Source organism: Mycoplana sp. BE70 (genome assembly GCF_031455855.1).
Lineage (GTDB): Bacteria > Pseudomonadota > Alphaproteobacteria > Rhizobiales > Rhizobiaceae > Mycoplana.
This window is the reverse complement of sequence record NZ_JAVDTM010000001.1, coordinates 632,035-654,736: the sequence shown is the minus strand read 5'-3', so window position 1 is coordinate 654,736 and position 22,702 is coordinate 632,035. Positions and strand designations below refer to the sequence as shown.

24 protein-coding genes are annotated in these 22,702 nt (G+C 63.2%); 8 read left to right on the top strand and 16 right to left on the bottom strand.

Annotated elements, in window-relative coordinates; all coding sequences use genetic code 11:
- Positions 1-131: 131 nt before the first annotated feature.
- On the bottom strand, positions 132-839 hold the full coding sequence (locus J2Y48_RS03070) for a glutathione S-transferase family protein (protein ID WP_310412495.1): 708 nt from the start codon (positions 837-839) through the stop codon (positions 132-134).
- Positions 839-1,276 (bottom strand): DoxX family protein, encoded by a 438-nt coding sequence (locus J2Y48_RS03065; RefSeq protein ID WP_310412492.1) that lies wholly within the window; start codon positions 1,274-1,276, stop codon positions 839-841. The genes J2Y48_RS03070 and J2Y48_RS03065 overlap by 1 nt, the downstream gene beginning before the upstream one ends.
- 77 nt (positions 1,277-1,353) lie before the next feature.
- Between J2Y48_RS03065 and J2Y48_RS03060 the strand changes: the two genes are divergently transcribed.
- The gene (locus tag J2Y48_RS03060; RefSeq protein WP_310412490.1) at positions 1,354-1,806 is read left to right on the top strand and encodes a MarR family transcriptional regulator; all 453 of its coding nucleotides are present in this window, start codon (positions 1,354-1,356) and stop codon (positions 1,804-1,806) included.
- A gap of 123 nt (positions 1,807-1,929) precedes the next feature.
- Here the strand turns inward: J2Y48_RS03060 and ybaK are convergent, their stop codons facing one another.
- Positions 1,930-2,403, bottom strand: a complete 474-nt coding sequence (gene ybaK, locus J2Y48_RS03055; protein WP_310412487.1) for a Cys-tRNA(Pro) deacylase — start codon at positions 2,401-2,403, stop codon at positions 1,930-1,932.
- Positions 2,404-2,579: 176 nt separating this feature from the next.
- Positions 2,580-3,329, bottom strand: a complete 750-nt coding sequence (locus J2Y48_RS03050) for a LuxR C-terminal-related transcriptional regulator (protein ID WP_405030149.1) — start codon at positions 3,327-3,329, stop codon at positions 2,580-2,582.
- A gap of 475 nt (positions 3,330-3,804) precedes the next feature.
- Between J2Y48_RS03050 and J2Y48_RS03045 the strand changes: the two genes are divergently transcribed.
- The 6 genes from J2Y48_RS03045 to J2Y48_RS03020 all read left to right on the top strand — a co-directional run bounded on the left by J2Y48_RS03045 (position 3,805) and on the right by J2Y48_RS03020 (position 9,203).
- The gene (locus J2Y48_RS03045; RefSeq protein ID WP_310412484.1) at positions 3,805-5,100 is read left to right on the top strand and encodes a polysaccharide biosynthesis/export family protein; all 1,296 of its coding nucleotides are present in this window, start codon (positions 3,805-3,807) and stop codon (positions 5,098-5,100) included.
- A 64-nt stretch (positions 5,101-5,164) separates the two neighbouring features.
- The gene (rfbA, locus tag J2Y48_RS03040; protein ID WP_310412483.1) at positions 5,165-6,043 is read left to right on the top strand and encodes a glucose-1-phosphate thymidylyltransferase RfbA; all 879 of its coding nucleotides are present in this window, start codon (positions 5,165-5,167) and stop codon (positions 6,041-6,043) included.
- Positions 6,040-6,618, top strand: coding sequence for a dTDP-4-dehydrorhamnose 3,5-epimerase (gene rfbC / locus J2Y48_RS03035; RefSeq protein ID WP_310412479.1), 579 nt, complete (start codon positions 6,040-6,042; stop codon positions 6,616-6,618). Before rfbA ends, rfbC begins: the two co-directional genes overlap by 4 nt.
- Positions 6,615-6,776: a hypothetical protein gene (locus J2Y48_RS03030; RefSeq protein WP_310412476.1), complete on the top strand. Its 162-nt coding sequence runs from the start codon at positions 6,615-6,617 to the stop codon at positions 6,774-6,776. Before rfbC ends, J2Y48_RS03030 begins: the two co-directional genes overlap by 4 nt.
- Entirely contained in the window at positions 6,773-7,678 is a 906-nt protein-coding gene (gene rfbD / locus J2Y48_RS03025; protein WP_310412473.1) for a dTDP-4-dehydrorhamnose reductase, read from the top strand. Before J2Y48_RS03030 ends, rfbD begins: the two co-directional genes overlap by 4 nt.
- A 19-nt stretch (positions 7,679-7,697) precedes the next feature.
- Positions 7,698-9,203 carry an O-antigen translocase gene (locus tag J2Y48_RS03020; protein WP_310412470.1) on the top strand — a complete coding sequence of 502 codons (1,506 nt, stop codon included), beginning with the start codon at positions 7,698-7,700 and terminating at the stop codon, positions 9,201-9,203.
- A 115-nt stretch (positions 9,204-9,318) separates the two neighbouring features.
- On the opposite strand, the gene J2Y48_RS03015 is transcribed toward J2Y48_RS03020, so the two are convergent.
- Genes J2Y48_RS03015 through J2Y48_RS02990 form a run of 6 tightly spaced genes read right to left on the bottom strand, consistent with a single transcriptional unit; the run spans position 9,319 to position 14,840 of the window.
- A complete protein-coding gene (locus J2Y48_RS03015) occupies positions 9,319-10,521 on the bottom strand; it encodes a DegT/DnrJ/EryC1/StrS family aminotransferase (protein ID WP_310412466.1) in 1,203 nt (400 codons plus the stop codon).
- A complete protein-coding gene (locus J2Y48_RS03010; RefSeq protein ID WP_310412464.1) occupies positions 10,518-11,495 on the bottom strand; it encodes an NAD-dependent epimerase/dehydratase family protein in 978 nt (325 codons plus the stop codon). Before J2Y48_RS03010 ends, J2Y48_RS03015 begins: the two co-directional genes overlap by 4 nt.
- A 16-nt stretch (positions 11,496-11,511) precedes the next feature.
- Positions 11,512-12,216, bottom strand: coding sequence for an acyltransferase (locus J2Y48_RS03005; protein ID WP_310412462.1), 705 nt, complete (start codon positions 12,214-12,216; stop codon positions 11,512-11,514).
- A complete protein-coding gene (locus tag J2Y48_RS03000; protein WP_310412459.1) occupies positions 12,206-13,312 on the bottom strand; it encodes a DegT/DnrJ/EryC1/StrS family aminotransferase in 1,107 nt (368 codons plus the stop codon). The genes J2Y48_RS03005 and J2Y48_RS03000 overlap by 11 nt, the downstream gene beginning before the upstream one ends.
- On the bottom strand, positions 13,309-14,337 hold the full coding sequence (locus tag J2Y48_RS02995) for a Gfo/Idh/MocA family oxidoreductase (RefSeq protein ID WP_310412456.1): 1,029 nt from the start codon (positions 14,335-14,337) through the stop codon (positions 13,309-13,311). Before J2Y48_RS02995 ends, J2Y48_RS03000 begins: the two co-directional genes overlap by 4 nt.
- Complete coding sequence (locus tag J2Y48_RS02990; protein WP_310412453.1) at positions 14,334-14,840, bottom strand: acyltransferase; 507 nt, start codon at positions 14,838-14,840, stop codon at positions 14,334-14,336. Before J2Y48_RS02990 ends, J2Y48_RS02995 begins: the two co-directional genes overlap by 4 nt.
- A 328-nt stretch (positions 14,841-15,168) precedes the next feature.
- Here J2Y48_RS02990 and J2Y48_RS02985 point away from each other — a divergent pair, with 328 nt between their 5' ends.
- Positions 15,169-16,356 (top strand): glycosyltransferase family 4 protein, encoded by a 1,188-nt coding sequence (locus J2Y48_RS02985; RefSeq protein WP_310412450.1) that lies wholly within the window; start codon positions 15,169-15,171, stop codon positions 16,354-16,356.
- A gap of 164 nt (positions 16,357-16,520) precedes the next feature.
- Here J2Y48_RS02985 and J2Y48_RS02980 read toward each other — a convergent pair whose 3' ends face one another.
- The 6 genes from J2Y48_RS02980 to mepA all read right to left on the bottom strand — a co-directional run bounded on the left by J2Y48_RS02980 (position 16,521) and on the right by mepA (position 22,563).
- Positions 16,521-17,156: a 2,3-bisphosphoglycerate-dependent phosphoglycerate mutase gene (locus J2Y48_RS02980; protein WP_310412447.1), complete on the bottom strand. Its 636-nt coding sequence runs from the start codon at positions 17,154-17,156 to the stop codon at positions 16,521-16,523.
- Between the two features lie 30 nt (positions 17,157-17,186).
- The gene (dapB, locus tag J2Y48_RS02975) at positions 17,187-18,005 is read right to left on the bottom strand and encodes a 4-hydroxy-tetrahydrodipicolinate reductase (RefSeq protein WP_310412444.1); all 819 of its coding nucleotides are present in this window, start codon (positions 18,003-18,005) and stop codon (positions 17,187-17,189) included.
- Positions 18,002-19,813, bottom strand: coding sequence for an ABC transporter ATP-binding protein (locus J2Y48_RS02970; protein ID WP_310412441.1), 1,812 nt, complete (start codon positions 19,811-19,813; stop codon positions 18,002-18,004). The genes dapB and J2Y48_RS02970 overlap by 4 nt, the downstream gene beginning before the upstream one ends.
- 114 nt (positions 19,814-19,927) lie before the next feature.
- Entirely contained in the window at positions 19,928-20,953 is a 1,026-nt protein-coding gene (locus J2Y48_RS02965; RefSeq protein ID WP_310412439.1) for a glucokinase, read from the bottom strand.
- A 69-nt stretch (positions 20,954-21,022) separates the two neighbouring features.
- Complete coding sequence (locus tag J2Y48_RS02960) at positions 21,023-21,400, bottom strand: methylglyoxal synthase (RefSeq protein ID WP_310412436.1); 378 nt, start codon at positions 21,398-21,400, stop codon at positions 21,023-21,025.
- A gap of 107 nt (positions 21,401-21,507) precedes the next feature.
- Positions 21,508-22,563: a penicillin-insensitive murein endopeptidase gene (gene mepA, locus J2Y48_RS02955; RefSeq protein ID WP_310412433.1), complete on the bottom strand. Its 1,056-nt coding sequence runs from the start codon at positions 22,561-22,563 to the stop codon at positions 21,508-21,510.
- Positions 22,564-22,702: the final 139 nt, after the last annotated feature.

Genomic DNA, 22,702 nt, shown 5'->3' with positions numbered 1-22,702 from the left:
TCCTGCTGTTTTCTGTTTCGCTGCCTCTTCTTAGGACGGAATTGTGCAAAACAGAAGGTCGGCGATGAAGATCCTCCTCGCACCGTTTACAGACCGGCGGGTCGTTTGAAGACGACGCGACGGGCGGGTTGTCACCGCACCGGTTGCGCCATCGGCCGGTTGCCGGGCGCGGCAAGCAGGATCGCGTCGTGCTTGTGCAAGAACGCCATGAGCCTTTCCGGGTAGTCGGCGGCGACCGCAGCCTTGACGCTTGCACGCGCAGCGAGGCCGCCCCGCCACGCAACGACGCGCGCCAGCCCTTCGAAAATGCCATGGTCGATGATTGCATCGAAGACATCGAAGTACCGAAAGATCGGCGCGAAGACGGCGTCGACGATGCTGAAATGCTGCCCGGCGAAAAAGGGGCCGTCCTGCAGTTCCGCTTCGATCTGGGCAAATTTCGTGGCGAGGGATTGCCGCTTCGTCGCAAAGGCCTGTGCGTCCGTGGTGGTCTCCAGCACCCAGATATCAGCAAGAATGGACGAGCCGAATTCCATCCAACCGCGGTGGCGCGCCCGAACGAAGGGATCGGCTGGATGCAGCCGCGGCCCTGGCAACGCCTCATCGATGAATTCGCAGATCGCCGCGCTTTCGAAGAGCACCCGGCTCCCGCTGGCGCCGTCGATCCGCAAGAGCGGAACCTTGCCGAGTGGGGACAGGTCGAGAAACCAGTCGGGCTTGGCCGACAGATCGATACTGACACGCTCGAACTTGGCGCCCTTTTCCATCAACGCAATCGCGGCGCGCTGAACATACGGGCACAAATGATGGCTGATGAGGGTGAATGTGCTTTCGATCATCATATGCTCCCTTGAAGCCGGTCAGTGTGCAGGGGTGCGGGCGAGGGCCGCAGCGCGAAGGCGCCGTCGCCGAGCAGGGCTTGGGCGATCGACGTAGCGATCAGGAAGAGCGGATACTCCCAACCGCCGCCCGGCGCGGTGAAAACCCAGCCGTTGGCGCCATGGGCCCAGATGATCGCCCCGGCCAGCGCCGGCACCAGCGAGAGCGCTACCGCTCGCGTGTGGATGCCGAGCACCAGCATGACGCCTCCGGCAGCTTCCGCCGCGAACGTGAGATAGGCCAGCCACGCCGGCAGGCCGATCGAGGAGAAATAGCCCGCCGTGCCATCGAGACCGTAGGTGAGCAGTTTCAGCAAGATGCTGTGGGCCAGGTACATGGCGCCGAGGCTCATGCGCAGCAGCGCCGTGCCGTAGCCCGTCAGTATGTGCTGTTGCATATCGTATCTCCGCATTATAGATGCAAATGCATATAACTGCGCTTGCGCATGGCGTCAAGATAGATGTAATTGCATTTATGTCCAAGAGAGCAAGCCTGCCCCCCACACCCTCCGCCGAAATCACTCGTGCCTGGACCGAACTGATGCGCGCGCAGCGAAGCCTAGTCGCGGCCATGGAGAGCGACCTGCGCATCGCAGGCCAGCCGCCGCTGGGGTGGTACGACGTTCTCTGGGAGCTGGATCGAGCTACTGACGGACGGTTGCGCCCCTACGAGATCGAGGAACGCACACTGCTTGCGCAGTACAATCTCTCCCGCCTGATTGATCGACTTGAAAAGGAGGGGTTGGTCAGGCGGGAGACCTTCGATCAGGATGGCCGTGGCCGCTGGGTGGTGATCACCGAAAAAGGCCGCGCTGTCCGCGCCGACATGTGGAGCGTCTACGGCCGTTCCATACAGGCGCACATCGGTGAAAAGCTTGACAAGGCTGAGGCGGCCACACTGGCAGCGCTCCTTTTTCGGCTGCTGTAAAAACCGAACTTCGGCGTCCGCCTAGAGCCTGTGCCGGAAGGCGGAGTCGGTTTCGAAACAAAGACATGCAAAAGAACAAGGACCTGAAGCGTTGCAAGCGGATCTGGAAGATCGCGACGCGCTTTAGACCACCACTTCCGCTGCGATCGCCTTCAGCGCATCGCGCGCGTCCATAGGGGAAAGCCGCACCTGCAGGCCACGCTGGCCGCCGTTGATGTAGACGCTCGCATGCGCCAATGCCTGCGTCTCGATCGCGGTCGGGACGGTTTTGCGCTGCCCGAAGGGACTGATCCCGCCGACGTGATAGCCGGTCAGCCGTTCCGCGTCGGCCGGCTTCATCATGCTTGCCGACTTGCCGCCGAAGGCCGCGGCCAGCTTCTTCATGCTGACCTCACAGTTGGAGGGTACGATCACGCAGACAGCTCTGCCGTCGACTTCCGCCATCAGGGTCTTGAGCACCCGGTCCGGCGTCTCCCCAAGGGCCGCTGCAGCCTGCAGACCCACCTTCTCGGCCAATGGATCGTAATCATAGGCGTGGACGGTGAACGGTACACCGGCCTTGGCCAGTGCCTGGGTCGCGCGCGTTGTCTTGGACATCTTCGGGCCGTCGGGCTGATTGCTGAACGGGTCCATCGGTCGCATGAGCGTCCCGGGACTGTCAATTGCCACACGCAACCGATCAGCCGGCATCACGCGGCAAAGATGGCGCCAGGGTTCAGGCCCGATGGAAAGAGGGCGCAGTCGTTGCGATCTGGAACGGCTGGGGACCTAAGTCACAACGTGCCGCCATGCTGCGTGCTGCGGTATCGAGCGGCCGCCTCCGTCCTGTTGTGGACGCCCAGCTTGCGAATGATGTTGTGCAGATGAATTTTGACCGTGTGCTCGGAGAGGCCGAATTCTGCGGCAATCAGCTTGTTTTGCAGTCCGCGCGAGACCATTTCCAGGATCTGCAATTCCCGGGCGGTCAGTTCTGCCCTGTCGGTCCGCCGTTGCGCCAGCTGCGAACCGTCGTGGGCGAGGGGAGGCAAGCTGGTGTCGCCAGCGCGCGTCTGAAAGATCGACTCCGGCGGCAGGTATTCGCCGCCATACAACATCAGCCGTATGATCGACAGCCAGACATCGAGCCGCAGGTCCATCGGCAAGACACTGCGGATGAGCGGTGAGTCGACCACAGCGGCAAGCGAGGTTGCCGGGGGCCTGTCATAGGGCTCGATGACCGCGGTGAGCGCGTGTGGGTGGACCCGCATCAGTATCGCCGATGCCGCTTCGGCCTCCCGCATCATCGCGGCGTCGACTAGGATCAGGGCAACGGGGTGGGGGAAAGCCCGGCACGCGGCGCCGACATGCTCCAGCTGCTCGACGACCACCCACGGAAATTCCCGTTCGACGGCATCGATGAGACGCTTCGACACACTTCCCGTGTTTGTCAGGATCAGCATGACCCGCCGGGGCTCAGGCCCGCCCCTAACGCCAGCCGCGCCAACCCCTGCCTCGGCGTAATCGTTTCCGTCCAAAAGCACCATATCCTTCACCCGCGCGACTGGATCGGCCGGCAATTGTCGTTGCCGGCGGAGCGTGCGCACTCATGCACCACCCCGCGAAAACCTTACCGCACGTCGGAAATGACCGCGACGGCACCAAAGGGGGAGTCTTGGGTCGAAGGGCAATATCTATGGAAAGGGCGTGTCAAGTGCGCTCATCCAAACGAACTAGGCTCGGGCCGCATCTACCCCCCAACTAGGGAGCCAAAGCGGATTTTGCGTCCGCTCCAGCTACACCGGCACCGACCATCGGTCCGACAGGAACCGTCGGAAGCGCCGGAATGCCGATCCGGTTAGGTCTGCCATACCACCTTCACCAAAATTGATGAAGCGATAGCGGGATCCTTCCCCTTCTCAATATTTCAATAATTTGCACACTGAACCTTGCAGGCTTGCGGCACGGCGAGCGGTGTCGCCGCTGTCATGCCTTCCCGACTTTACAGGTTGGAGAGATTACATGCTCGCCACGTTCTGGCATTGCTGTAAACCGCTGCGGGCGGGGCTCGTGGTTCTGACGGCCCTTGCCATGGCCGGCATCGGCGCGCCACCTGCAGCCCTCGCAGCCAAGATTGTCCCGCAGACGAAAATCAAGCTGAGCATCGTTCAGTGGATGCCGACCAAAGGTGTCTACGAGAGCTGGGATGCCCTCGGCGGCGAGTTTCAGGTGTCCGGGGAGGGCACGATATCATTGCCCGTCCTTGGCGTCGTGCAGATTGGCGACTTCGATGAAGCCGGGCTCGCAGCCGAAATCGCCACCAAGCTTCAGGCCAAAATCGGCTTGGTCGAGAGGCCGGAAGCGTCGGTGACGATCGTCGAATATCCTCCCATCTATGTGGTGGGCAATGCGGCGGCACCTGGGGAGTACAAGTTTCGTCCGGGGTTGTCCGTTCTCCAGGCGCTGGCAATGGCCGGCGGCGAGTACCGGCCGACGGACGGGCTGATCGGCTCCCGCGGCAAGGCTGAGCTTGGCGGTGAGTTGCGGGAGCTCGACGATTCGATCCTGCGCAGCACGATCAAGCTGGCGCGGCTCGAGGCCGAGATGGCCAACGCGAAGGACTTTCATTTCGACCTGCCGCCGGACAACAACACCGCATTGGTCGCCGCCACCCTCAATCAGGAGAAGCAGATCTTTGCGACGCGTGCTGCCGTTGTCGAACGCCAGTCCCGTTCTTACTCGGAATTGCGCGAACTAATGGCCCAAGAGATCGATACGCTGGAAAAGAAGATCACCGGCAATGACGAGGACATCGATTCCGTCCGGAAGGAACTCACGACGATAAAGCCCATGGTCGAAAAAGGCGTGCTCCTGCCGTCACGGCAGACAGATCTCGAGCGGACGCTGCGAAGCTATCAGGGATCGAGGCTCGACATGGTCACCGCCATCATGAGGGCGCGCCAGAGCATTGCCGAGGCGACGCGCAATCTTGAAGGTCTCGCCGATAACCGCAACGCCGATGTCGCCGCCCAGCTGCAGACGGAAAAGGGGATCCTGAAACAATTGCAGCTGCGGCGTGACACCAGGCAGAAGCTGCTGCTTGGCACCGACCCGCCCGACCTTGCCTCCACTGCCGCCGCGGCACCCACCTACACGGTCTCCCGGCGTGTCGACGGCAAAATCGATGAATTTACTGCGTCCGAGACGACCGAACTGCAGCCGGGTGACGTCGTTCGCGTGTTCCGCCCGGTCGCGAAAGCCGCCGAAGAGACCAGTTCGACGGCGGACGGAACGCACGACGAGCAGGCCAGCCAATGACACGGCCGAAGTCGGATCGAGCTTGGATACCCGCCGGACGAAACCCACGAGAGGGATGGCAGCGATGAAGGGAATCATACTGGCGGGGGGGAGCGGCACGCGCCTCTATCCTCTTACCATCGCGGTGTCGAAGCAGATCCTGCCCATCTACGACAAGCCGATGATCTACTACCCGCTGAGCGTCCTGATGCTCACCGGCATTCGCGACATTCTGATCATCTCGACCCCGCGCGACCTTCCCTGCTTCCAGGCGCTGCTCGGCGACGGCTCCGATTTCGGGCTGAACGTGTCCTATGCCAAGCAACCGCACCCGAATGGGCTGGCCGAGGCCTTCATCATCGGTCGTCAGTTCATCGGGCGGGACAACGTCGCGATGATCCTCGGCGACAACATCTTTTTTGGCCATGGCTTGCCGGACATTTGCCGGCAGGCGGCGGGACGCAATAGCGGCGCCTCGGTCTTCGCCTATCACGTCGACGATCCGGAGCGCTATGGCGTCGTCAGCTTCGACAAGGCGACCGGCAGAGCGATCGCCATCGAGGAGAAGCCAGCGGTTCCGAAGTCGAACTGGGCGGTGACGGGGCTGTATTTCTACGACAACGATGTCGTCGACATCGCCCGCTCGGTCGAGCCGTCCTCACGCGGCGAACTGGAGATCACCACGGTCAACAACATCTATCTTGCCCGCGGCGACTTGAATGTGTGCATGCTCGGGCGCGGCTATGCCTGGCTGGACACGGGCACCTACGACAGCCTGCAGGACGCGTCGTCCTTCGTGCGCACCGTCGAACGGCGTCAGGGCGTCCAGATCGCCTGCCCGGAGGAAATCGCACTCGATAATGGCTGGCTCGGGCCGGAGGAAGTTCGACAGCGCGCCGGGCTGCTGGGCAAGACCGCCTATGCCAACTACCTGCTTCGCCTGGTTGAGGAGCGCGTCGGATGAGCCTCGAAGTCAGGCCGCTGGCACTGGATGGTCTGCTGGAAATCCGGCCGCGAAAATTCGGTGACGACCGCGGCTTCTTTTCCGAAACCTGGAATGCGCGGGAATTCTCAGAGAAGGGCATCGGCCTGCGGTTCATCCAGGACAATCATTCCTATTCCCTCGCGCGCGGCATCTTGCGTGGTCTGCACTATCAGTTGGCGCCCTATGCCCAGGACAAGCTGATCCGGGTGGTTCGCGGCGCAATCTTCGACGTCGCCGTCGATGTCCGCAAGGGCTCTGCGACCTTCGGCAAGTGGTGCGGCATCCGTATCTCTGCGGCCGACTGGAACCAGCTTCTCATGCCGAAGGGCTTCGCGCACGGCTACCTCACCCTCGAGCCGGAAACCGAGGTGATCTACAAGGTCACGAACCCGTATTCGCCGTCCCACGAGCAGACGATCCGCTTCGACGATGAGGATATCGGCATCGAGTGGCCGCTTCCCGCCTCGCAGGTTCAGCTTTCCGAAAAGGACCGCAGCGCCCCGCCGCTGGCGCGGGCGGAACCTTTCGACGAATCGCAGGAGCCGGAGGCATGAGCTTTCCACCCGCCACAGACTTCATCGAGCACGAGTCGGCCACGAAGGCGCCGATTGGAAGCCGGACGATGAACTTCGCGCGCATCGATGCCCGCTGCAGCCTGTCGAACGGGCGAATCCGCGAGAACGCCTGGGGCAGACTGGCTGTCGGTCAATGAAGATCCTTGTGACGGGTACGCACGGTCAATTGGCGACGAGCCTGGTCGAGGTCGCCGCCGGCATGCCCGACATCACCCTAGTCCGCGTCGGACGTCCCGGCTTCGATCTGTCGGATCCCTCGTCGATCCGCCGTGCCATCATCGCCGAGAAGCCCGACATCGTTGTCTCGGCAGCCGCGTACACGGCGGTCGATCGGGCCGAGGACGAACGGGATCAGGCCTATCAGGTCAACGTCGTCGGGGCGGCTTGCGTCGCCGAGGCCGCAGCGACGTTGCGGGTGCCCGTCATCCATGTCTCCACCGATTACGTCTTTTCCGGGGAAGCTTCCCACGCCTACCTGGAGGGCGACGAAGCCGAACCAAAGACGGTCTACGGCTATACCAAGCTCAGGGGCGAGCATGCGGTGGCAAGTGCCAACCCTCGGCACCTCATCCTGCGGACCAGCTGGGTCTACAGTCCCTTTGGCAGCAACTTCGTCAGGACGATGCTGAGACTTGCCGCCGAGCGTCGCGCGATCGCGGTCGTTGCCGACCAGTGGGGCAATCCGACGAGCGCGCTCGACCTCGCAGCCGCCATCCTGCTGGTCGCCACCCATCGCGCCCGAGACCGCTACGGCATCTATCATGTGACCGGGGAGGGTGAGACAAATTGGGCCGGTTTTGCCCGCCATGTTTTTCGCGCCAGTGCCGCTCACGGCGGCCCCAGCGCCGAAGTCAAGGACATTGCGACGGCCGAGTACCGAACCAAAGCCCGACGGCCACTGAATTCGCGCCTCTGCTGCGACAAGTTCGAGCGGACATTTGGCTGGCGCGCACCGCCCTGGCAGGTGAGCACCGAAGAAGTGGTGCGGCGCCTTCTGGAGGTCGATTACCGCAACCAGTCTCAAGGGACGGGCGTCTGATCGAGACGCCCGAGCGACCATGGCATCACAGGAAACCCCGGCGGAAGGGCAGTCCTACTTCCAGATCCTCCGATCGATGGCGATGATCGGCGGCTCATCGGCGGTCAATGTCGGCTTTTCCGTCGTCCGCAACAAGGCAATGGCTGTCCTGCTCGGACCGGCGGGCGTCGGACAGATGGGGCTCTACACGTCGATCGTCGACCTGACCCAGGCGCTTGCCGGGGTCGGGGTTCAGGCCAGCGGCGTTCGCCAGATCGCCGAAGCGGCCGGCACCGGCGACTCCGGCCGGATCGCCCGCACCGCCACCGCCCTTCGTCGAACGTCGATCGCACTCGGGGTGATCGGCGCCCTGCTGCTTGCCGCTTTCGCACGCCCGGTCGCCCACCTGACATTCGGCGACGCCCAGCATACGGTCGGGGTGACGTTGCTCTCGCTCGCCATCTTTTTCCAGCTGATCGCCGGCGGACAGCTCGCGCTGGTGCAGGGAATGCGGGACATTGCCAACCTCGCGTGGATCAACGTGCTGTCGGGATTTTGCGCCACGGTCACCACGATAGCACTTGTGTATTTGTTCGGGTCCGACGGCATCGCGCCCTCGATCGTCGTCTCGGCCTTCGCGATGCTTTTCATCTCGTGGTGGTTCAGCAGACGCCTGCAGGCCGGCCGGCCGGCCATGTCGACACGCAGTCTTGGCGAGGAAATTGCCTCGCTCATGAAACTCGGCTTCGTCTTCATGACGAGCAGTCTGTTGATGTTTGGCGCCTCTTACACCATTCGCCTGATCGTGCTGCACAACGACGGCGTTGCTGCCGCGGGCCTCTATCAGGCGGCCTGGGCATTGGGCGGGCTCTATGCAGGCTTCATCCTGCAGGCGATGGGCGCGGACTTCTATCCGCGCCTGACAGCGATCGCTTCCGACCACGTCGCTTGCAACCGCCTGGTCAACGAACAGACACAGATCAGCCTTCTGCTGGCCGGCCCCGGCGTCATCGCCACGTTGACGCTCGCGCCGCTGGCCATGTGGCTGTTCTATTCCCCCGAGTTCCATCCCGCCGCCGCGATCCTGCGGTGGATCTGCCTCGGCATGATGCTGCGGATCGTTTCGTGGCCCATGGGGTTCATCATGCTGGCAAAGGGCACGCGCGCCATCTTTTTCTGGGCCGAGATTGCCGCAACGGTGGTTCACGTCGGGCTGGCCTGGCTGCTGGTTGCGCATGTCGGGCCGATAGGCGCCGGGATGGCATTCCTCGGCCTGTATGTCTGGCACACCGGCCTCGTCTATGTCGTCGCCCGGTGGCTGACGGATTTTCGCTGGTCCTCCGCCAACTTCAGGCTTGGCGTCATCTTCCTCGCCTCGGCAGGATTCGTGTTTCTGGCGACGCAGATCCTGCCCTCGTGGCAGGCGATGACGCTCGGCGCCCTGGCAACCCTCTTGAGCGGCTGCTACTCGCTGAGGTGCCTGTTCAGTCTGCTGCCGGCAAGCGCTCTGCCGTTGCCGCTCCGCGCCTTCTCACGATCGCCGTGATCAGGTCCGCGGAACCGCTTCAATAGGGAGGTGCGTCAAGGGCCGACAGGGATGGGCTCTGTCCGCCCAGTCTGGGGCGCTGCGATAGCTGCCGGCAATAAGCGGGATTGTGCCTCTAACGCGACTGGCTGGCCTGCAGCGACCGTAGGCCAAGGGTATCGGCCACGTCCTGCAGCGCATCAAGAACCATGAGCACGTCGGCGTCCGTCATCTGCGCGTACAGCGGCAGGATGATCGAGTTCTCCTGCGCCGCCACGCTGCGCGCCAGGGATCCCGCGACGCGATGGGTATGATCGCCCGCGTAGGCGCCCTCGCGGTGAATGGTCATCACGCCGCGCCGGGTGGAGATGCCGCGGTCGAGGAGAAACTGCATCGCATCCCGTTGGTCGAGCCATTGCGGCAAGCGCACACAATAGCTCTGCCAGTTGGTTCGCGCCCACGATGGCTCCACGGGTGCTTCCAAGCCCGCAATCTGGCCGATTCCTTGCTGGTACAGGTCGGCCAGCCGCCGTCGTTCCGAAATGAAGCCCGGCAGACGGCGCAGCTGTATGCGACCGATCGCGGCCTGAAGGTCCGTCATGCGATAATTGTAGCCGAGCTCGGGATAGCTCTCGAAGATCACTTGTTTCGAGCCGTGCCGGACGGTGTCGGGAACGCTCATTCCATGCTGCCGCCAGAGGCGAAACTTTGCGTCAAGTTCCGCGTGGCAGGTGGTCAGCATGCCGCCATCGCCGGTGGTGAGAAGCTTGCGCGGATGGAACGAGAAGCAGGCGATATCGGCGCGTGGCTTGCCGATCCTCTCCCATTGGCCGTCCCACAGGATTTCGCTGCCCGAGGCACAGGCTGCATCCTCCACGACCGGGATCGAGAACCGCTTGCCGATGGCAACGATGTTGGCGAGGTCGCAGGGCATACCCATTTGGTGCACGCATAGGATCGCTTTGGTGCGGGGCGTGATGGCGTCCTCGATCAGGGTCGGGTCGATATTGAAGCCGCCCGCTTCGATGTCGACGAAGACCGGCAGCGCGTCGCAGTAGCGGATGGCGTTGGCCGTGGCGATGAAGGAGTGGCTGACGGTGATGACCTCGTCGCCCGCACCGACGCCAACGGCCCGCAACGCCAGATGAAGCGCCGTCGTGCAATTGGATACGGCACAGGCATGCTGGGCGCCAACGAACGCGGCGAACTCTGATTCGAACGCCTCGACCTCCGGCCCTTGTGTCAGCCATCCAGACAGCACGACCCGTCGGACCGCCTCCGTCTCCTGCTCATCGAGAAGCGGTCTGGCGACCGGAATCTGCACGCCTGTCGGGATCATGCCGCTTCCCCTCCGTCCGCCAGTGCCTTTTCCTGCCGCCACCATGCGACCAGCTCGCGCAAACCGTCTTCCAGCGGCACCTGCGTCCTGAAGCCTAGGCGACGTTCCGCCGTGCTCGTGTCGGCGAGCCTTCGCGTCACCGCGTTGACCTTTCGCGCCGGCTGGAATTGCGGCTCGCAAGTTCCCCCCATGACACGGGACAGCATCCGCGCCAGGTCGCGCAGGCTGGTCTCGCTGCCGCTGGCCACGTTGAAGACCTCGTCCGTCACATCGGACTTTGCCGCCAGGACGTTGGCGCGGGCGATGTCACGGACATGCACGAAATCCATCGTCTGCAGCCCATCGCCGTGGATGACCGGCGGCAGACCGGCCGCGATCCTTTCCATCCAGCGAATCATCACCTCCGTATAGACGCCATAAGCATCCATTCGCGGGCCGTAGACATTGAAGTAGCGCAATGCGACGTAGCGCAAGCCGTACATCTCGGCGAAACTGCGCAGCAGCCCCTCGTTGAAGGTTTTGGCCGCCCCGTAGATGGTGCGGTTGTTGTAGGGGTGGTGGGCTTCCGTCGTCGGAAAGCTCTCGGCAAGGCCGAGCACCGACGCTGACGAGGCCGCGACCACCTTCGACACGCCCGCCTTGACCGCTGCCTCGAGCACGTCGAAGGTGCCGGCCGCCAGCACGTCGAAGGCGAGCCTGGGATCTTCCGCACATTGGGTAATGCGGATGGCGGCCTGATGAAAGACGACATCGACGCCTGCGAACAGTTCCGCCAGCAGCGCTCGGTCGCGAATGTCGCCGTCGACGATCGTCAGCGGGAGCATCGATGCCGCCTGCGCCAGGTTTTCACGGCGGCCGCGAACAAAATTGTCGAGGATCAGGATTTCCCGCGGCCGCTCCATGGCGACGAGATCGGCGATGTGAGAGCCGATCAGACCGGCGCCGCCGGTGATCAGAATCCTTTGGTCTTTCATGGCCTGCTCCCAAAATTCACGGTGTTGCTGCCGTCGAGTCCGAATCCTTCCTCCAGCGCAGGAACCTCGCCGGCACGCCCGCCACGACCGAGAAGGGCTCGACGTCGGTCACGACCACCGCTCCGGCCCCGACGATCGCGCCCTTGCCGATCCGCACACCCGGAAGAATTGTTGCATTCGCCCCGATATCCGCCCATTCGCAGACGCGCACCGGCCGGATTTCCAGATCGGTCGCAATAATGGGCAGGTCGTGCGGAATGCCGGTGTGGGTGGAACCCACAACCTTGGCGCCCGGGCCCCATCCGACATAATCCTCGAGAATGAGATCCCTGGCATCGAGATAGGCCTGCGGGCCAATCCAGACCTTGTTGCCGATGATGCAGGTTCCATCATGGCGCCCCTGAAGATAGGTCTGGGTGTCGATATGGACGCCGTGACCGATCTCAAAGGTCTCGGGGTGTTTGAAAACGGCGCCGCTGCCGACGCGCAGATCGGTGCCGCATCGGCGGGCGAGCGCCCGCCAGATCACCTTGCGCATCAGGCTGTCGACGAAGCCCGTTCCTGCCGAAAATCGCCCGTAGAGTTCTATCAGGCCGGCCGGTCCGTAAATCCCCTTCAACTCTTCGGCCAGTTGATGTTCGTAGGGCGGATCGTTGATCCAGTCGCGCTTGCCGTGCATTGCCTGTACGAGCCTCGGGAGGGATTTGAGATCAACCGACATAGGCATCCTGCCCCACTGCGGAGACGACGCGCGCAATCTCCTTCGCCGACATTTCGGGAAACATGGGAAGTGACAGCATCTCGTGCGCCGCCGCCTCGGATACCGGGAAATCGCCGACCCGATGACCAAGGTCCGCATGCGCCTTCTGCAGATGTGCCGGTATCGGATAGTGCAGGCCGAACTGGATGCCATCGGCCTGAAGTGAACGCTGCACGGTCGCGCGATCCCGGCACCTAACGGCGTAGACGTGATAGACATGACGCCGGTCGGCCCGCTCGACTTGCGGGCGGACGGTGGTCGAGCCGGCGAGCATCGACGAATAGCGAGCGGCATGGTCCCGGCGCGCCTTTGTCCAGGCCTCCAGATGCCTCAACTTGACGCGCAGGATGGCGCCCTGGATGCCATCCATGCGGTAGTTGAACCCCTTCAGCACGTGATGATAGCGTTGCTCCTGGCCCCAGTCGCGGAGCATGCGCATGGTTTTGGCATGTTCGTCGTTGCTGGTGACCACCATGCCGCCCTCGCCACACGCACCGAGGTTCTTGCCCGGATAGAAGCTGAAGCAACCCGATACGCCGAGACTGCCCGCACGGCGCCCCTTGTACTCGGCTCCATGCGCCTGGCACGCGTCCTCGATCACCGCCAAGCCGTGGCGCTCGGCAATGGCATTGATCGGATCCATCTCGGCCATCTGGCCATAGAGATGAACTGGTATGATGGCCTTGGTTTGCGGCGTGATCGCGGCCTCGACCCTGGACGGATCCATCGTCAAAGTGACAGGTTCGACGTCCACGAACACCGGCTTTGCGCCGGTGTAACAGATCGCCGACACGGTCGCGACGAACGTGAGGGGCACGGTTATGACCTCGTCGCCGGGTCCGATGCCGGCGGCAAGCAGCGCCAGGTGCAGGGCACTCGTTCCGGTGTTCACCGCGATCGCGTGCCGTGTCTCGCAATAGTCGGCGAATTCGCGTTCAAAGCGCGCTACCTCGTCGCCCAGCACGTATTGTCCCGAGGCGAGTACATCAAGGACCGCACGGTCGATTTCCTGCTTGATCGAGGCATATTGCGCTTTCAGGTCCAGGAAAGGGATCATGCGATCATCCTTGCCGGCTCGAGTTCCACGACGCGCCCGCGTTGCGCGAGGGATTGGGTCGCGGCTTCCAGGATGCGAACGACGCGCAAGCCCGCAAGCCCGTCCGTGGTAGGCTGGGCATCGCCGTCGATGCACGAAACGAACTGGCGCAGTTCGCGACCGAGCGCTTCGGTCATGTCCAGTTGGGGCGCATACATATCACCGGTGCGATAGCCGACCAGCATCTGGTAGACATCGCCATTGCCGGTCCCGTTCAGCGTGATGCCCTTGTCGTAGACCTTGATCTTTTCGCTCGGCTCCAGGTCGTCATAGACGATCATCTTGCTGCTGCCGCCGATCAGCGTCCGGCGCACCTTGACCGGTGCGAGCCAATTGACGTGGACATGCGCGATCAGCTTGCTTTCAAAAAACAGGTTGAGATAGGCGATGTTTTCCGGCTCGCCGATGACATGGCTCATGCCGGTCGCCGAAACGGCGATCGGCTTTTCCCGCAGCACATAGTCCATGATGGACAGATCGTGCACCGCCAGGTCCCAGACCACGCTGACGTCGTGCTGGAACAGACCGAGGTTCACCCGGACGGAATCGTAGTAATACATGTCGCCGAGACCGTCCTCGACGATCTCACGCATCTTGCGGACCGCACCGGTGTGCACAAAGGTGTGGTCGACGGCAAGCTTGAGGCCGCGGCGGTGGGCCTCGTCGACGAGGCGACGCGCCTCCTCGGACGTCGCGGCCATTGGCTTTTCGACAAAGACGTGCCGGCCGGCCATCAGCGCCTTCATGGCAAGCTTGAAGTGGCTCGAAACCGGCGTGGCGATCGCGACCGCGTCCACGCGGGGGTCGCGCAGAACCTCGTCGATATTGTCGGTGACCGCCACGGTCGGATAGCGAGCCTGCACGGGGGCAAGCCGGTCCTTTTGCAGGTCGCACACATAGACGAGGCGAGCATCGGGGATATCCGCAATGTTGCGAACCAGATTCGGCCCCCAGTACCCATAGCCGATCACAGCAATTCCGATCATACCGTTCTCCTGGAGGAAGGGAGCTCGAGCGGTGCGTCCTTGGCGCGGCCGATCTCCCTCGCCGGGACGCCCGCAACAATCGCATAGTCGGGCACATCCTTGGTCACGACGGCGCCGGCGCCGACTTGCGCCCCCGCGCCGATCGTTACCCCCGCCCGGATCGTGGCGTTGCTGCCGATCGAGGCGCCGCATCTGATGAGTGTCGGGATCACCTGCCAGTCTTGCTCGGACTGCAGGCTTCCATCGGGGTTGACCGCCCGCGGATAGAGGTCGTTGGTAAACATGACGCCGTGGCCGATGAAGACCCCGTCCTCAAGCGTCACCCCCTCGCAAATAAAGGAATGGCTGGAGATCTTGCAGTTTCGGCCGACCACGACATTCTTCTGGATTTCCACGAATGTCCCGACGCGCGAACCGGCGCCGATCGTGCAGCCATAGAGGTTCACCAACTCAGGGTGATGTATGACGACGCCCTCTCCCAGCGTAACGCTAGTTGCAATCATGTCGCGCAGGACCCCACTATCCCAATTGCCCCAGATCTCGAAAGAAATTTCGCGGTATTGATCGTGTCCGAACTGTCTTGTTTGCCGGTTCCGCACCCGATCTCTTTACGATTCAGGAGAGTTCTTTTCGCCAAATCCGTAAAGAAAAAAAACGACGTACGGCCGTGTCCGAAAGGGGTATCGCCGAAATAGCCACGTGCCATCGGCCTGATTTGTCTAACCACTTTGTCCTAGTGGACGCGCGGGAGCCGCTCGGTCAGCCTATGCGGTCTCAACGCGGCCGGCATTTCGCCAGCGCCCCCGACCAGCTCCAACAGGAACGAACGGCATGAAGGTTCTGATTTTCGGACATCGTCTCGAGGTCGGCGGCACCCAGGTCAATGCGATCGAGCTCAGTGCATATCTGCGCGACGCCTGCGGCCATCAGGTCACTTATTTCGCGAGCGCCGGCCCAATGCAGGATCTGCTCGACAATGCCGGCATAACCTTCCGCCCCATACCCGATACGAGGTCGCATCCGTCGGTGGCGCGCATGCGGGTCATCGACGAGATCATACGCTTGGAGCGACCCGACGTCGTCCATGTCTGGGACTGGCCGCAATGGCTGGACGCCTTCCTTGGGATACAGCTGTACCGCAAGGTCCCCGTCGTGGTGACTTGCATGTCGATGGTGGTGCCAAGCCTGTTGCCGAAGAGGGCGCTAACCACCTTCGGAACCCCCGATCTCGTCAGTCAGGCGCGCGCTGCGGGCTTTCGACGCGCGGAATTGATCGTTCCGCCGGTCGATGTGAAATTCAACGCGCCCGACGTGATCGATCCGACCGCGTTCCGCAAGCAATTCGGCATCGCCGAGCAGGATGTGCTGGTGGTCACGGTCAGCCGGCTGACGGACTGGATGAAGTCGGAAAGCATCCGAAGAACGATGGACGCAGTGCGCGCGCTCGGATCGGACACGCGCCTGCGATTTGCGATCGTCGGTGACGGCACCGCCAGGAACGATCTGGAAGAGTACGCCAGGGGGGTGAACGCAGAGCTTGGACGCGATGCCATTCTCTTCTCGGGGGCCTTGCTGGATCCTCGCCCCGGCTATGCCGCCGCGGACATTGTCGTGGGGATGGGCGGATCGGCGATGCGCGGCATGGCCTTCTCCAAGCCGGTGATCGTGGTCGGCGAACATGGCTTTTCAGATCTTTTCGCGCCGGAAACGGAAGAATTCTTCACCTTCAACGGCATGTACGGCCTTGGCGACGGAAATCCCAGCAACGATCATCTCATCGCCGCGTTGAAGCGTCTGCTGGACTCATCGCAGGACAGGCGGTCGCTTGGCGATTTTGCCCGCCAATATGTCGAACGGCACTACTCCATCGACACGATCGGGCAAAGGTTGAACGAGCTCCTGGAGACGGCGGCAACGTCTCCGGTACGCTTTCGTCATGCCGTTCACGACGCCGTCCGAACAGCCTCGCTTGCGGTCGCGGGGCGGCTGACGCGAAGGCATCGATCACAACAGCACTGACCCGTGGCTCGGCAGGCGCTGCAAGGCGAAAGTGAAGTACCCCACAAGACAATCCCGGCGCCGTCCGGCCCGCCCCACAAACCAAAACCCGCCGAAAAAATCGACGGGTTTCTCAGCGGTGCAAGTGGCGCAACGCGGCCCGCTTCAGGTAGGATTGGGGGCGCTCAATGCGCGCCGGACATGTCGCCCAGCACTTCCTTGGAGGCGACGGTGGAGTCCGCATTCAGCTTGTAAACCATCGGAACGCCGGTCGCGAGGTTGAGGTTCAGCACCTGCTCCTTGGTCAGCCGGTCGAGAACCATGACGAGGGCGCGTAGCGAGTTGCCGTGGGCCGCGACAAGCACTTTCTCGCCCCGCAGCACCCGCGGCAGGATATCCGTCAGGTAATAGGGCCAGACACGCGCGCCGGTGTCGCGCAGGCTTTCGCCGCCCGGGGGCGGAACGTCGTAGGAGCGGCGCCAGACATGCACCTGTTCTTCGCCCCACTTGGCGCGCGCATCGTCCTTGTTCAGGCCGGAAAGATCGCCGTAGTCGCGCTCGTTCAGGGCCTGGTCGCGGATCGTCTCAAGATCCGGCTGGCCGACATTGTCGAGAACCATCTGGCAGGTCCGCTGCGCCCGGATGAGGTCGGAGGTGAAGGCGATGTCGAACTTGATGCCGTAGTCGGCGAGCGCCTTGCCACCGGCATTGGCCTCCTCGACGCCTAGCGGGGTCAGGTCCGGATCGCGCCAGCCGGTGAAGAGGTTTTTCAGGTTCCATTCGCTCTGGCCGTGACGAACAAGGACAAGGGTTCCGCTCATAAGGTCTTCGCTCCTCGAGGAAGTTGGATGTCAGTTGAGCCCGAGCACGTCGAGCATGGAATAAAGGCCGGGTTTCTTGTCGCGCGCCCAGAGTGCGGCCTTCACCGCACCGCGAGCAAAGATGGACCGATCGGCGGCGCTGTGCGACAGCGTCACCAGTTCACCCTCGCCGGCCAGCATCACCGAATGATCGCCGACGACCGAACCGCCGCGCAGGGTGGCAAAGCCGATCGTTCCGGCGACGCGTGGGCCGGTATGCCCGTCCCGAACGCGCACCGCATTCTCGGCCAGCGCGATCCCGCGTCCGCGGGCGGCGCCTTCGCCAAGCAGAAGCGCGGTCCCGGAAGGGGCATCGACCTTGTGGCGGTGGTGCATCTCGACGATCTCGATGTCCCAATCGGCAGCGTCCAGGGCGCGTGCAGCCTGTTCAGTAAGAACGCCGAGCAGATTGACGCCGAGGCTCATGTTGCCGGACTTGACGATGCGGGCGTGGCGCGCCGCAGCGGCGATCTTCACGTCGTCCTCCATCGAGCACCCCGTGGTGCCGATCACGTGGACGATCCGGGCCTGCGCCGCAAGGCCGGCAAACTCGATGGTCGCGGCGGGCGCGGTGAAGTCGAGCACGCCCTCCGCCTCCACGAAGGCCTCAAGCGGCTTGTCCGTCACGGTGACGCCTATCGGGCCAAGGCCGGCCAGTTCACCCGCATCCTTGCCGACGAAGGGTGAGCCGGGCCGCTCGACCGCTGCGAAAAGCGTCGCTCCGCCCATCGCGTGGATGGTCCGGATGAGCGTCTGGCCCATGCGGCCGCCAGCCCCGACCACCACCAGCTTCATGTCCCTTGCCGTCATTCGCCCGCTTTCCTTTCGGCTTCCTGGAGAGAGGCGCCCGGTGCCTGCAGGTTGTGGAGCCGAGCGTAGAGACCGTCGGTACGGGCGGCAAGCACGTCATGCGAGCCTTCCTCGACGACCCTCCCGTCCGACATGACGACGATCTTGTCAGCGTTGACGATCGTCGACAGGCGATGGGCGATGACGACGACGGTGCGCCCGCTCATGGCATGCTCGAGCGCCTTCTGCACGGCCTTTTCCGACTCCGTGTCGAGTGCCGAGGTCGCCTCGTCCAGAAGCAGGATCGGCGCGTTGCGCACCAGTGCACGGGCGATCGAAAGCCGTTGACGCTGCCCCCCCGAGAGGGTGGCGCCATTTTCACCCACGGGGGTCTCGTAGCCTTGCGGCTGCTCGAGGATGAAATCGTGGGCATAGGCGAGCCGCGCCGCCTCCTCGATTTCGGCATCGGTTGCGTCTGCGCGGCCGTAGCGGATGTTGTCCCTTATCGTGCCTTCAAAAAGGTACGGCTGCTGCGAGACATAGGCGACGTTGTTTCGCAGCGATTGTTTCTCGATGTGGGCAATATCCTGCCCGTCGATCAGAACCTGTCCTTGCGCCGGATCCCAGAAGCGCGGAATGAGGTTGATCACTGTCGACTTTCCGGCGCCGGAAGGGCCGACGAGGGCGGTGGTCTTGCCGCCTTCCGCAACAAAGCTGACTTCCTTTAGGATCGGCTTGCTGTTGGCATAGGAGAACGACACCCCCCTGAACTCGATCTGCGCCTTGCCCACTTGTAGCGGTTCGGCACCCGGGCGGTCGCGCTGGTGTGGCTCGATATCAAGGATTTCGTAGATCATCCGCGCATTGACGACGGCACGCTCCAGCGAAATCTGCAGGCGGGCAAGGCGGCGCGCGGGGTCGTAGGCCATCAGAAGCGCGGCGATGAAGGCGAAAAGGGCCCCTGGCAGGACGCCGCCGTAGATGGCCTGATAGGCGGAGTAGCCGAGGACGCTGGCAATGGCGACGCCGGCAAAGGTTTCCGTCATCGGAGCCGTGCGCTCGGAAAGTCTGGCAATCCGGTTGGACCGCTTTTCCGCCTGGTCGATGATCTTCTCGACCTTTGCCCGCAGCTGCTCCTCCATCGTGAAGGCCTTGACGATGGTGATGCCCTGGATCGTTTCCTGTATGGCGCCGAGGACGTGACTGTTGATCAGGACCGATTCGCGCGTCGCGAACTTCAACCGCTTGGAAATGTAGCGCAGGCCCAACAGAAGCGGCGGCGCGACAAGGAAGACGATCCCCGTCAGAAGCGCGTCCTTCGAAATCATCACCCCGATCAGCGCGATGAGGGTCAGGAAGTCGCGGGCGATCGACGTCACGGTCATGTTCAGAACGTCGCGAATGCCGTTGATGTTCTGGTTGATCTGCGCGGCAAGGCGCGCGGAGCGGGCTTCGCTGAAGAAGTCGACGCTCAACGTCATCAGGTGCGAATAGAGCCTGCGCTGGTAGCGCGCGACGATGCTGTTGCCGATCTTGGAAAGCGCCACGGCCTGCCCGTAGGTGGCGAAGCCACGCAGGATGAAGGCAAGCAGGATGGCGCCGCAAATCCAGGCGACGAGATCCGCGCGCCGGTTGGCGAACGCCTCGTTGACGACCGCCTCCATGATCCAGGCCGTGAATGCGGTCGATCCGGCGACGACGGCGAGACAAAAGATCGCGAGCAGATAGCCGCGAATATGGTCTCGCCCGTTTTCGGCGATGACGCGCTTGAGGACGCTCGTGATCGTTTCGGCACTGAGGTGACGATCGGTGCGGCTCTTGTCGCTCAATAAACCAACTTTCCTGCAGCTCTACCCGGTGCCTGCCGACACAAGGGCCTTGGCGCGCTCTATAGTGTGTCCCGGCCCGTTTGGCGAGTCTGCTCTGTGTTGAAAGCGGCCGGCCTATTTTTGCCAGCGCCGCCCTTCGGTGGCGACGCCGAAGCGATCGGGCATGCGGGCGAATGCCGCAAGGCCGGCAAGCGCAGCCATCGGGTGCGTGACGACATAGGTCGGAATCGAGCGGAGCAATTCGTTGTGGGGGGCCTTGTCCTCGAAGGCGGTGCGGAATTCCGGCCGGTGCAGCGCCGGCAGGATTTTTTGCGAGATGCCGCCGGCGAGATAGACGCCGCCCTTGGCCATGAAGATCATCGCCATGTCTCCAGCGACACGTCCGAGATAGGTGGAAAAGAGCGAAACGGTCTCGACCGCTGCGTCGTCGCTTCCGGCAAGGGCCGCCGAGGTGACAGCTGCTGGCGTTTCGAGCGGCGCTTCCCGCCCATCGGCTGCGTTGATCGCGTGGTAGATGTTCATAATGCCGCGACCGCAGAGCACCTGCTCGGCGGACATGCGCCCTTCGATCGGCTCAAGGAAGGGCCAGATCTGGTAATCACGCTCCGTGCGCGGCCCAATGTCGACATGCCCGCCTTCGCCCGGAACAGGAATCCATGTGCGCTGGGCGTGGATGAGACCGGCAACGCCAAGGCCCGTCCCGGGTCCGAGGACGGCGCGGGAGGCGGAATAGTATTCCTTTCCACCGCCGATCTGTTCCCGATCGCTGTCCGAAAGCGAGGCGACCGCCAGGGCCTGCGCCTCGAAATCGTTGACAAGCAGCACATCTTCGAAGCCCAGATTGGCGATCATGTCGCGCGGGCGGACGACCCAGTCACAATTGGTCAGCGGCACCTCGTCGCCCTGGATCGGCCCGGCAAGCGCAAGGATCGCCGAGCGCGGCTGGATCGAGGTCGTATCGAGGATGCAGCGCTGCAAAGCGTCATCGATGGTGTCGAACTGCGCGGTCTGGATGACCGGGAACTCCCGCGGCGCGGCAAAGGCGTCGATCAGCAGCGCGAAGCGCGCATTGGTGCCGCCGATGTCGCCGATCAGGATCGGAAAGGGGAGGGCGATCTCGCCGTCGTTCGCCTTTGCCATTGGGTCTTGCGCCTCTCGTTCAGTTTCGTCTCGAAGATCTTTTCGGCCCGCAAGCTTGCGCCGCCATTGTCAGATGCCGGTTGAAACCAGCATCTCGGCAGTAGCATGGTTCAATGCCATTGGTATGTCATAGACGATTGCAAGCCGCATCAGGGCTTTCACGTCGACATCGTGCGGCATCGCCGTCAGCGGATCGACGAAGAAGATCAGCATGTCCACCTCGCCCGTGGCGATCAGCGCGCCGATCTGCTGGTCGCCACCGAGCGGACCGCTTTTCAATCGGTTGACATCGAGGTCAGGGCAGGCGTCGAGCACCCGGCCGCCGGTCGTGCCGGTGGCGAAGATCCGGCACTGGCGTAGTGCCGCTTCGTTGCGGCGGACAAACTCCGCCATGGCGTCCTTCTTCTCGTCATGCGCGATCAGGGCGATGGTTTTCGGAAGAGACATGGACGGCCTCGCTCAGGGCGGTATCGGCAAATCTAAATCGATTTGACGACTTTATACCGGACCGCTTGGCCCCTGAGAAGTCCGGCGCTGAGGGTGTCGCATGGCCTCTATTGCAGCGATGGCCGCGGCAGGGGCACGGGGATGAGACCGGCCGGCTCGGCCGCCGCGTCGGCGGCGATCACGGCGGCAATGCTGTTGTCGGGCGCTTCTTGTCCGCTGAAGGCCAGTGCAGATCCGCCGCCATAGGTAACCTCCTGCTCCGACGCAGGCGCCGCCCCGGCAAGAACGACGGCACACGCCTTCGGAAGGTCGGACAATGTCGTGACGCGCGGCTTGACCGGCTTCTCGTCCTTTTTCGGTTTCGGCTTGGCCCAGGGTTCGTCGGTGAACCACCAGGCGAGCGACTTGTCACAGCCGTCGCCGGTCGGCACCGCTGCCTGTGGCTTGCAGCCGGCAGCACCTGCAGGGCACTTGATGCGAATGTGGAAGTGCTCGTCATGGCCGTAGACCGGTCGCACCTTGCCGAGCAGCGAGCGGTCTCCCTGCCAGGTATCGCAGAGCTTCTTCTTGATCGCCGGATTGACGAAGACGCGCTCGACTTGCGGATAGCTCGCCGCCTTCATGACGAGCCGGGCGTGCGTGGAGGTCCAGCGGCGCGAATCGACCGTCAGGAACTTGCTCTTGTCGAGCATGGAGGTGAAGGGCAGTTCGTCGCGCTCCTGCGCCGAAAGCCGCCGATCGGGCATTGGCGTGAACCAGATATCGGCATCGAGACCGATCTGATGCGAGGCATGGCCCGACAGCATCGGCCCGCCGCGCGGCTGCGAGATATCGCCCAGCAGCAGCCCCGGCCAGCCGAGCTTCTGCGCGTCCTGCGAGAACCGTTCAAGAAGCGCGATCATCTGGGGATGGCCCCAACGCCGGTTGCGCGACAGCCGCATCGCCTGCCAGCCCGGTCCGTCCGCCGGGATCGCCACGGCGCCGGCAATGCAGCCCTTGGCGTAGGAGCCGTAGGACGCGGTTTCCATTTGGGCCGGCAGACGCTTGGCCCCGAACAGTTCCTTGGCCGGGCGGTCTTCGGCATGGAGCGGCGCGGCAATCGCCGAAAGCAGGGCTACGGCGAGACCGGCACGGAAAAGGAGCGGCTTGAACATGGAAGACATTTGATGGCCCAGAATCGGTCGTGACTATAGTTCTTTGCGAAGTAGCACAGCGCGCTTTCGCGTGAATGGATTTTTGACTGTGGCAGGGGGCCGCAAAAAATTGCCGCTTTGATGGCGGCGTGCCCGGAATTTGACTAAT

Excerpts from the sequence above, each read along its gene's own strand:
- J2Y48_RS03070 (WP_310412495.1), bottom strand. The coding sequence starts at position 839 with ATGATCGAAAGCACATTCACCCTCATCAGCCATCATTTGTGCCCGTAT.
- J2Y48_RS03065 (WP_310412492.1), bottom strand. The coding sequence starts at position 1,276 with ATGCAACAGCACATACTGACGGGCTACGGCACGGCGCTGCTGCGCATG.
- J2Y48_RS03060 (WP_310412490.1), top strand. The coding sequence starts at position 1,354 with ATGTCCAAGAGAGCAAGCCTGCCCCCCACACCCTCCGCCGAAATCACT.
- ybaK (WP_310412487.1), bottom strand. The coding sequence starts at position 2,403 with ATGTCCAAGACAACGCGCGCGACCCAGGCACTGGCCAAGGCCGGTGTA.
- J2Y48_RS03050 (WP_405030149.1), bottom strand. The coding sequence starts at position 3,329 with ATGGTGCTTTTGGACGGAAACGATTACGCCGAGGCAGGGGTTGGCGCG.
- J2Y48_RS03045 (WP_310412484.1), top strand. The coding sequence starts at position 3,805 with ATGCTCGCCACGTTCTGGCATTGCTGTAAACCGCTGCGGGCGGGGCTC.
- rfbA (WP_310412483.1), top strand. The coding sequence starts at position 5,165 with ATGAAGGGAATCATACTGGCGGGGGGGAGCGGCACGCGCCTCTATCCT.
- rfbC (WP_310412479.1), top strand. The coding sequence starts at position 6,040 with ATGAGCCTCGAAGTCAGGCCGCTGGCACTGGATGGTCTGCTGGAAATC.
- J2Y48_RS03030 (WP_310412476.1), top strand. The coding sequence starts at position 6,615 with ATGAGCTTTCCACCCGCCACAGACTTCATCGAGCACGAGTCGGCCACG.
- rfbD (WP_310412473.1), top strand. The coding sequence starts at position 6,773 with ATGAAGATCCTTGTGACGGGTACGCACGGTCAATTGGCGACGAGCCTG.
- J2Y48_RS03020 (WP_310412470.1), top strand. The coding sequence starts at position 7,698 with ATGGCATCACAGGAAACCCCGGCGGAAGGGCAGTCCTACTTCCAGATC.
- J2Y48_RS03015 (WP_310412466.1), bottom strand. The coding sequence starts at position 10,521 with ATGATCCCGACAGGCGTGCAGATTCCGGTCGCCAGACCGCTTCTCGAT.
- J2Y48_RS03010 (WP_310412464.1), bottom strand. The coding sequence starts at position 11,495 with ATGAAAGACCAAAGGATTCTGATCACCGGCGGCGCCGGTCTGATCGGC.
- J2Y48_RS03005 (WP_310412462.1), bottom strand. The coding sequence starts at position 12,216 with ATGTCGGTTGATCTCAAATCCCTCCCGAGGCTCGTACAGGCAATGCAC.
- J2Y48_RS03000 (WP_310412459.1), bottom strand. The coding sequence starts at position 13,312 with ATGATCCCTTTCCTGGACCTGAAAGCGCAATATGCCTCGATCAAGCAG.
- J2Y48_RS02995 (WP_310412456.1), bottom strand. The coding sequence starts at position 14,337 with ATGATCGGAATTGCTGTGATCGGCTATGGGTACTGGGGGCCGAATCTG.
- J2Y48_RS02990 (WP_310412453.1), bottom strand. The coding sequence starts at position 14,840 with ATGATTGCAACTAGCGTTACGCTGGGAGAGGGCGTCGTCATACATCAC.
- J2Y48_RS02985 (WP_310412450.1), top strand. The coding sequence starts at position 15,169 with ATGAAGGTTCTGATTTTCGGACATCGTCTCGAGGTCGGCGGCACCCAG.
- J2Y48_RS02980 (WP_310412447.1), bottom strand. The coding sequence starts at position 17,156 with ATGAGCGGAACCCTTGTCCTTGTTCGTCACGGCCAGAGCGAATGGAAC.
- dapB (WP_310412444.1), bottom strand. The coding sequence starts at position 18,005 with ATGACGGCAAGGGACATGAAGCTGGTGGTGGTCGGGGCTGGCGGCCGC.
- J2Y48_RS02965 (WP_310412439.1), bottom strand. The coding sequence starts at position 20,953 with ATGGCAAAGGCGAACGACGGCGAGATCGCCCTCCCCTTTCCGATCCTG.
- J2Y48_RS02960 (WP_310412436.1), bottom strand. The coding sequence starts at position 21,400 with ATGTCTCTTCCGAAAACCATCGCCCTGATCGCGCATGACGAGAAGAAG.
- mepA (WP_310412433.1), bottom strand. The coding sequence starts at position 22,563 with ATGTCTTCCATGTTCAAGCCGCTCCTTTTCCGTGCCGGTCTCGCCGTA.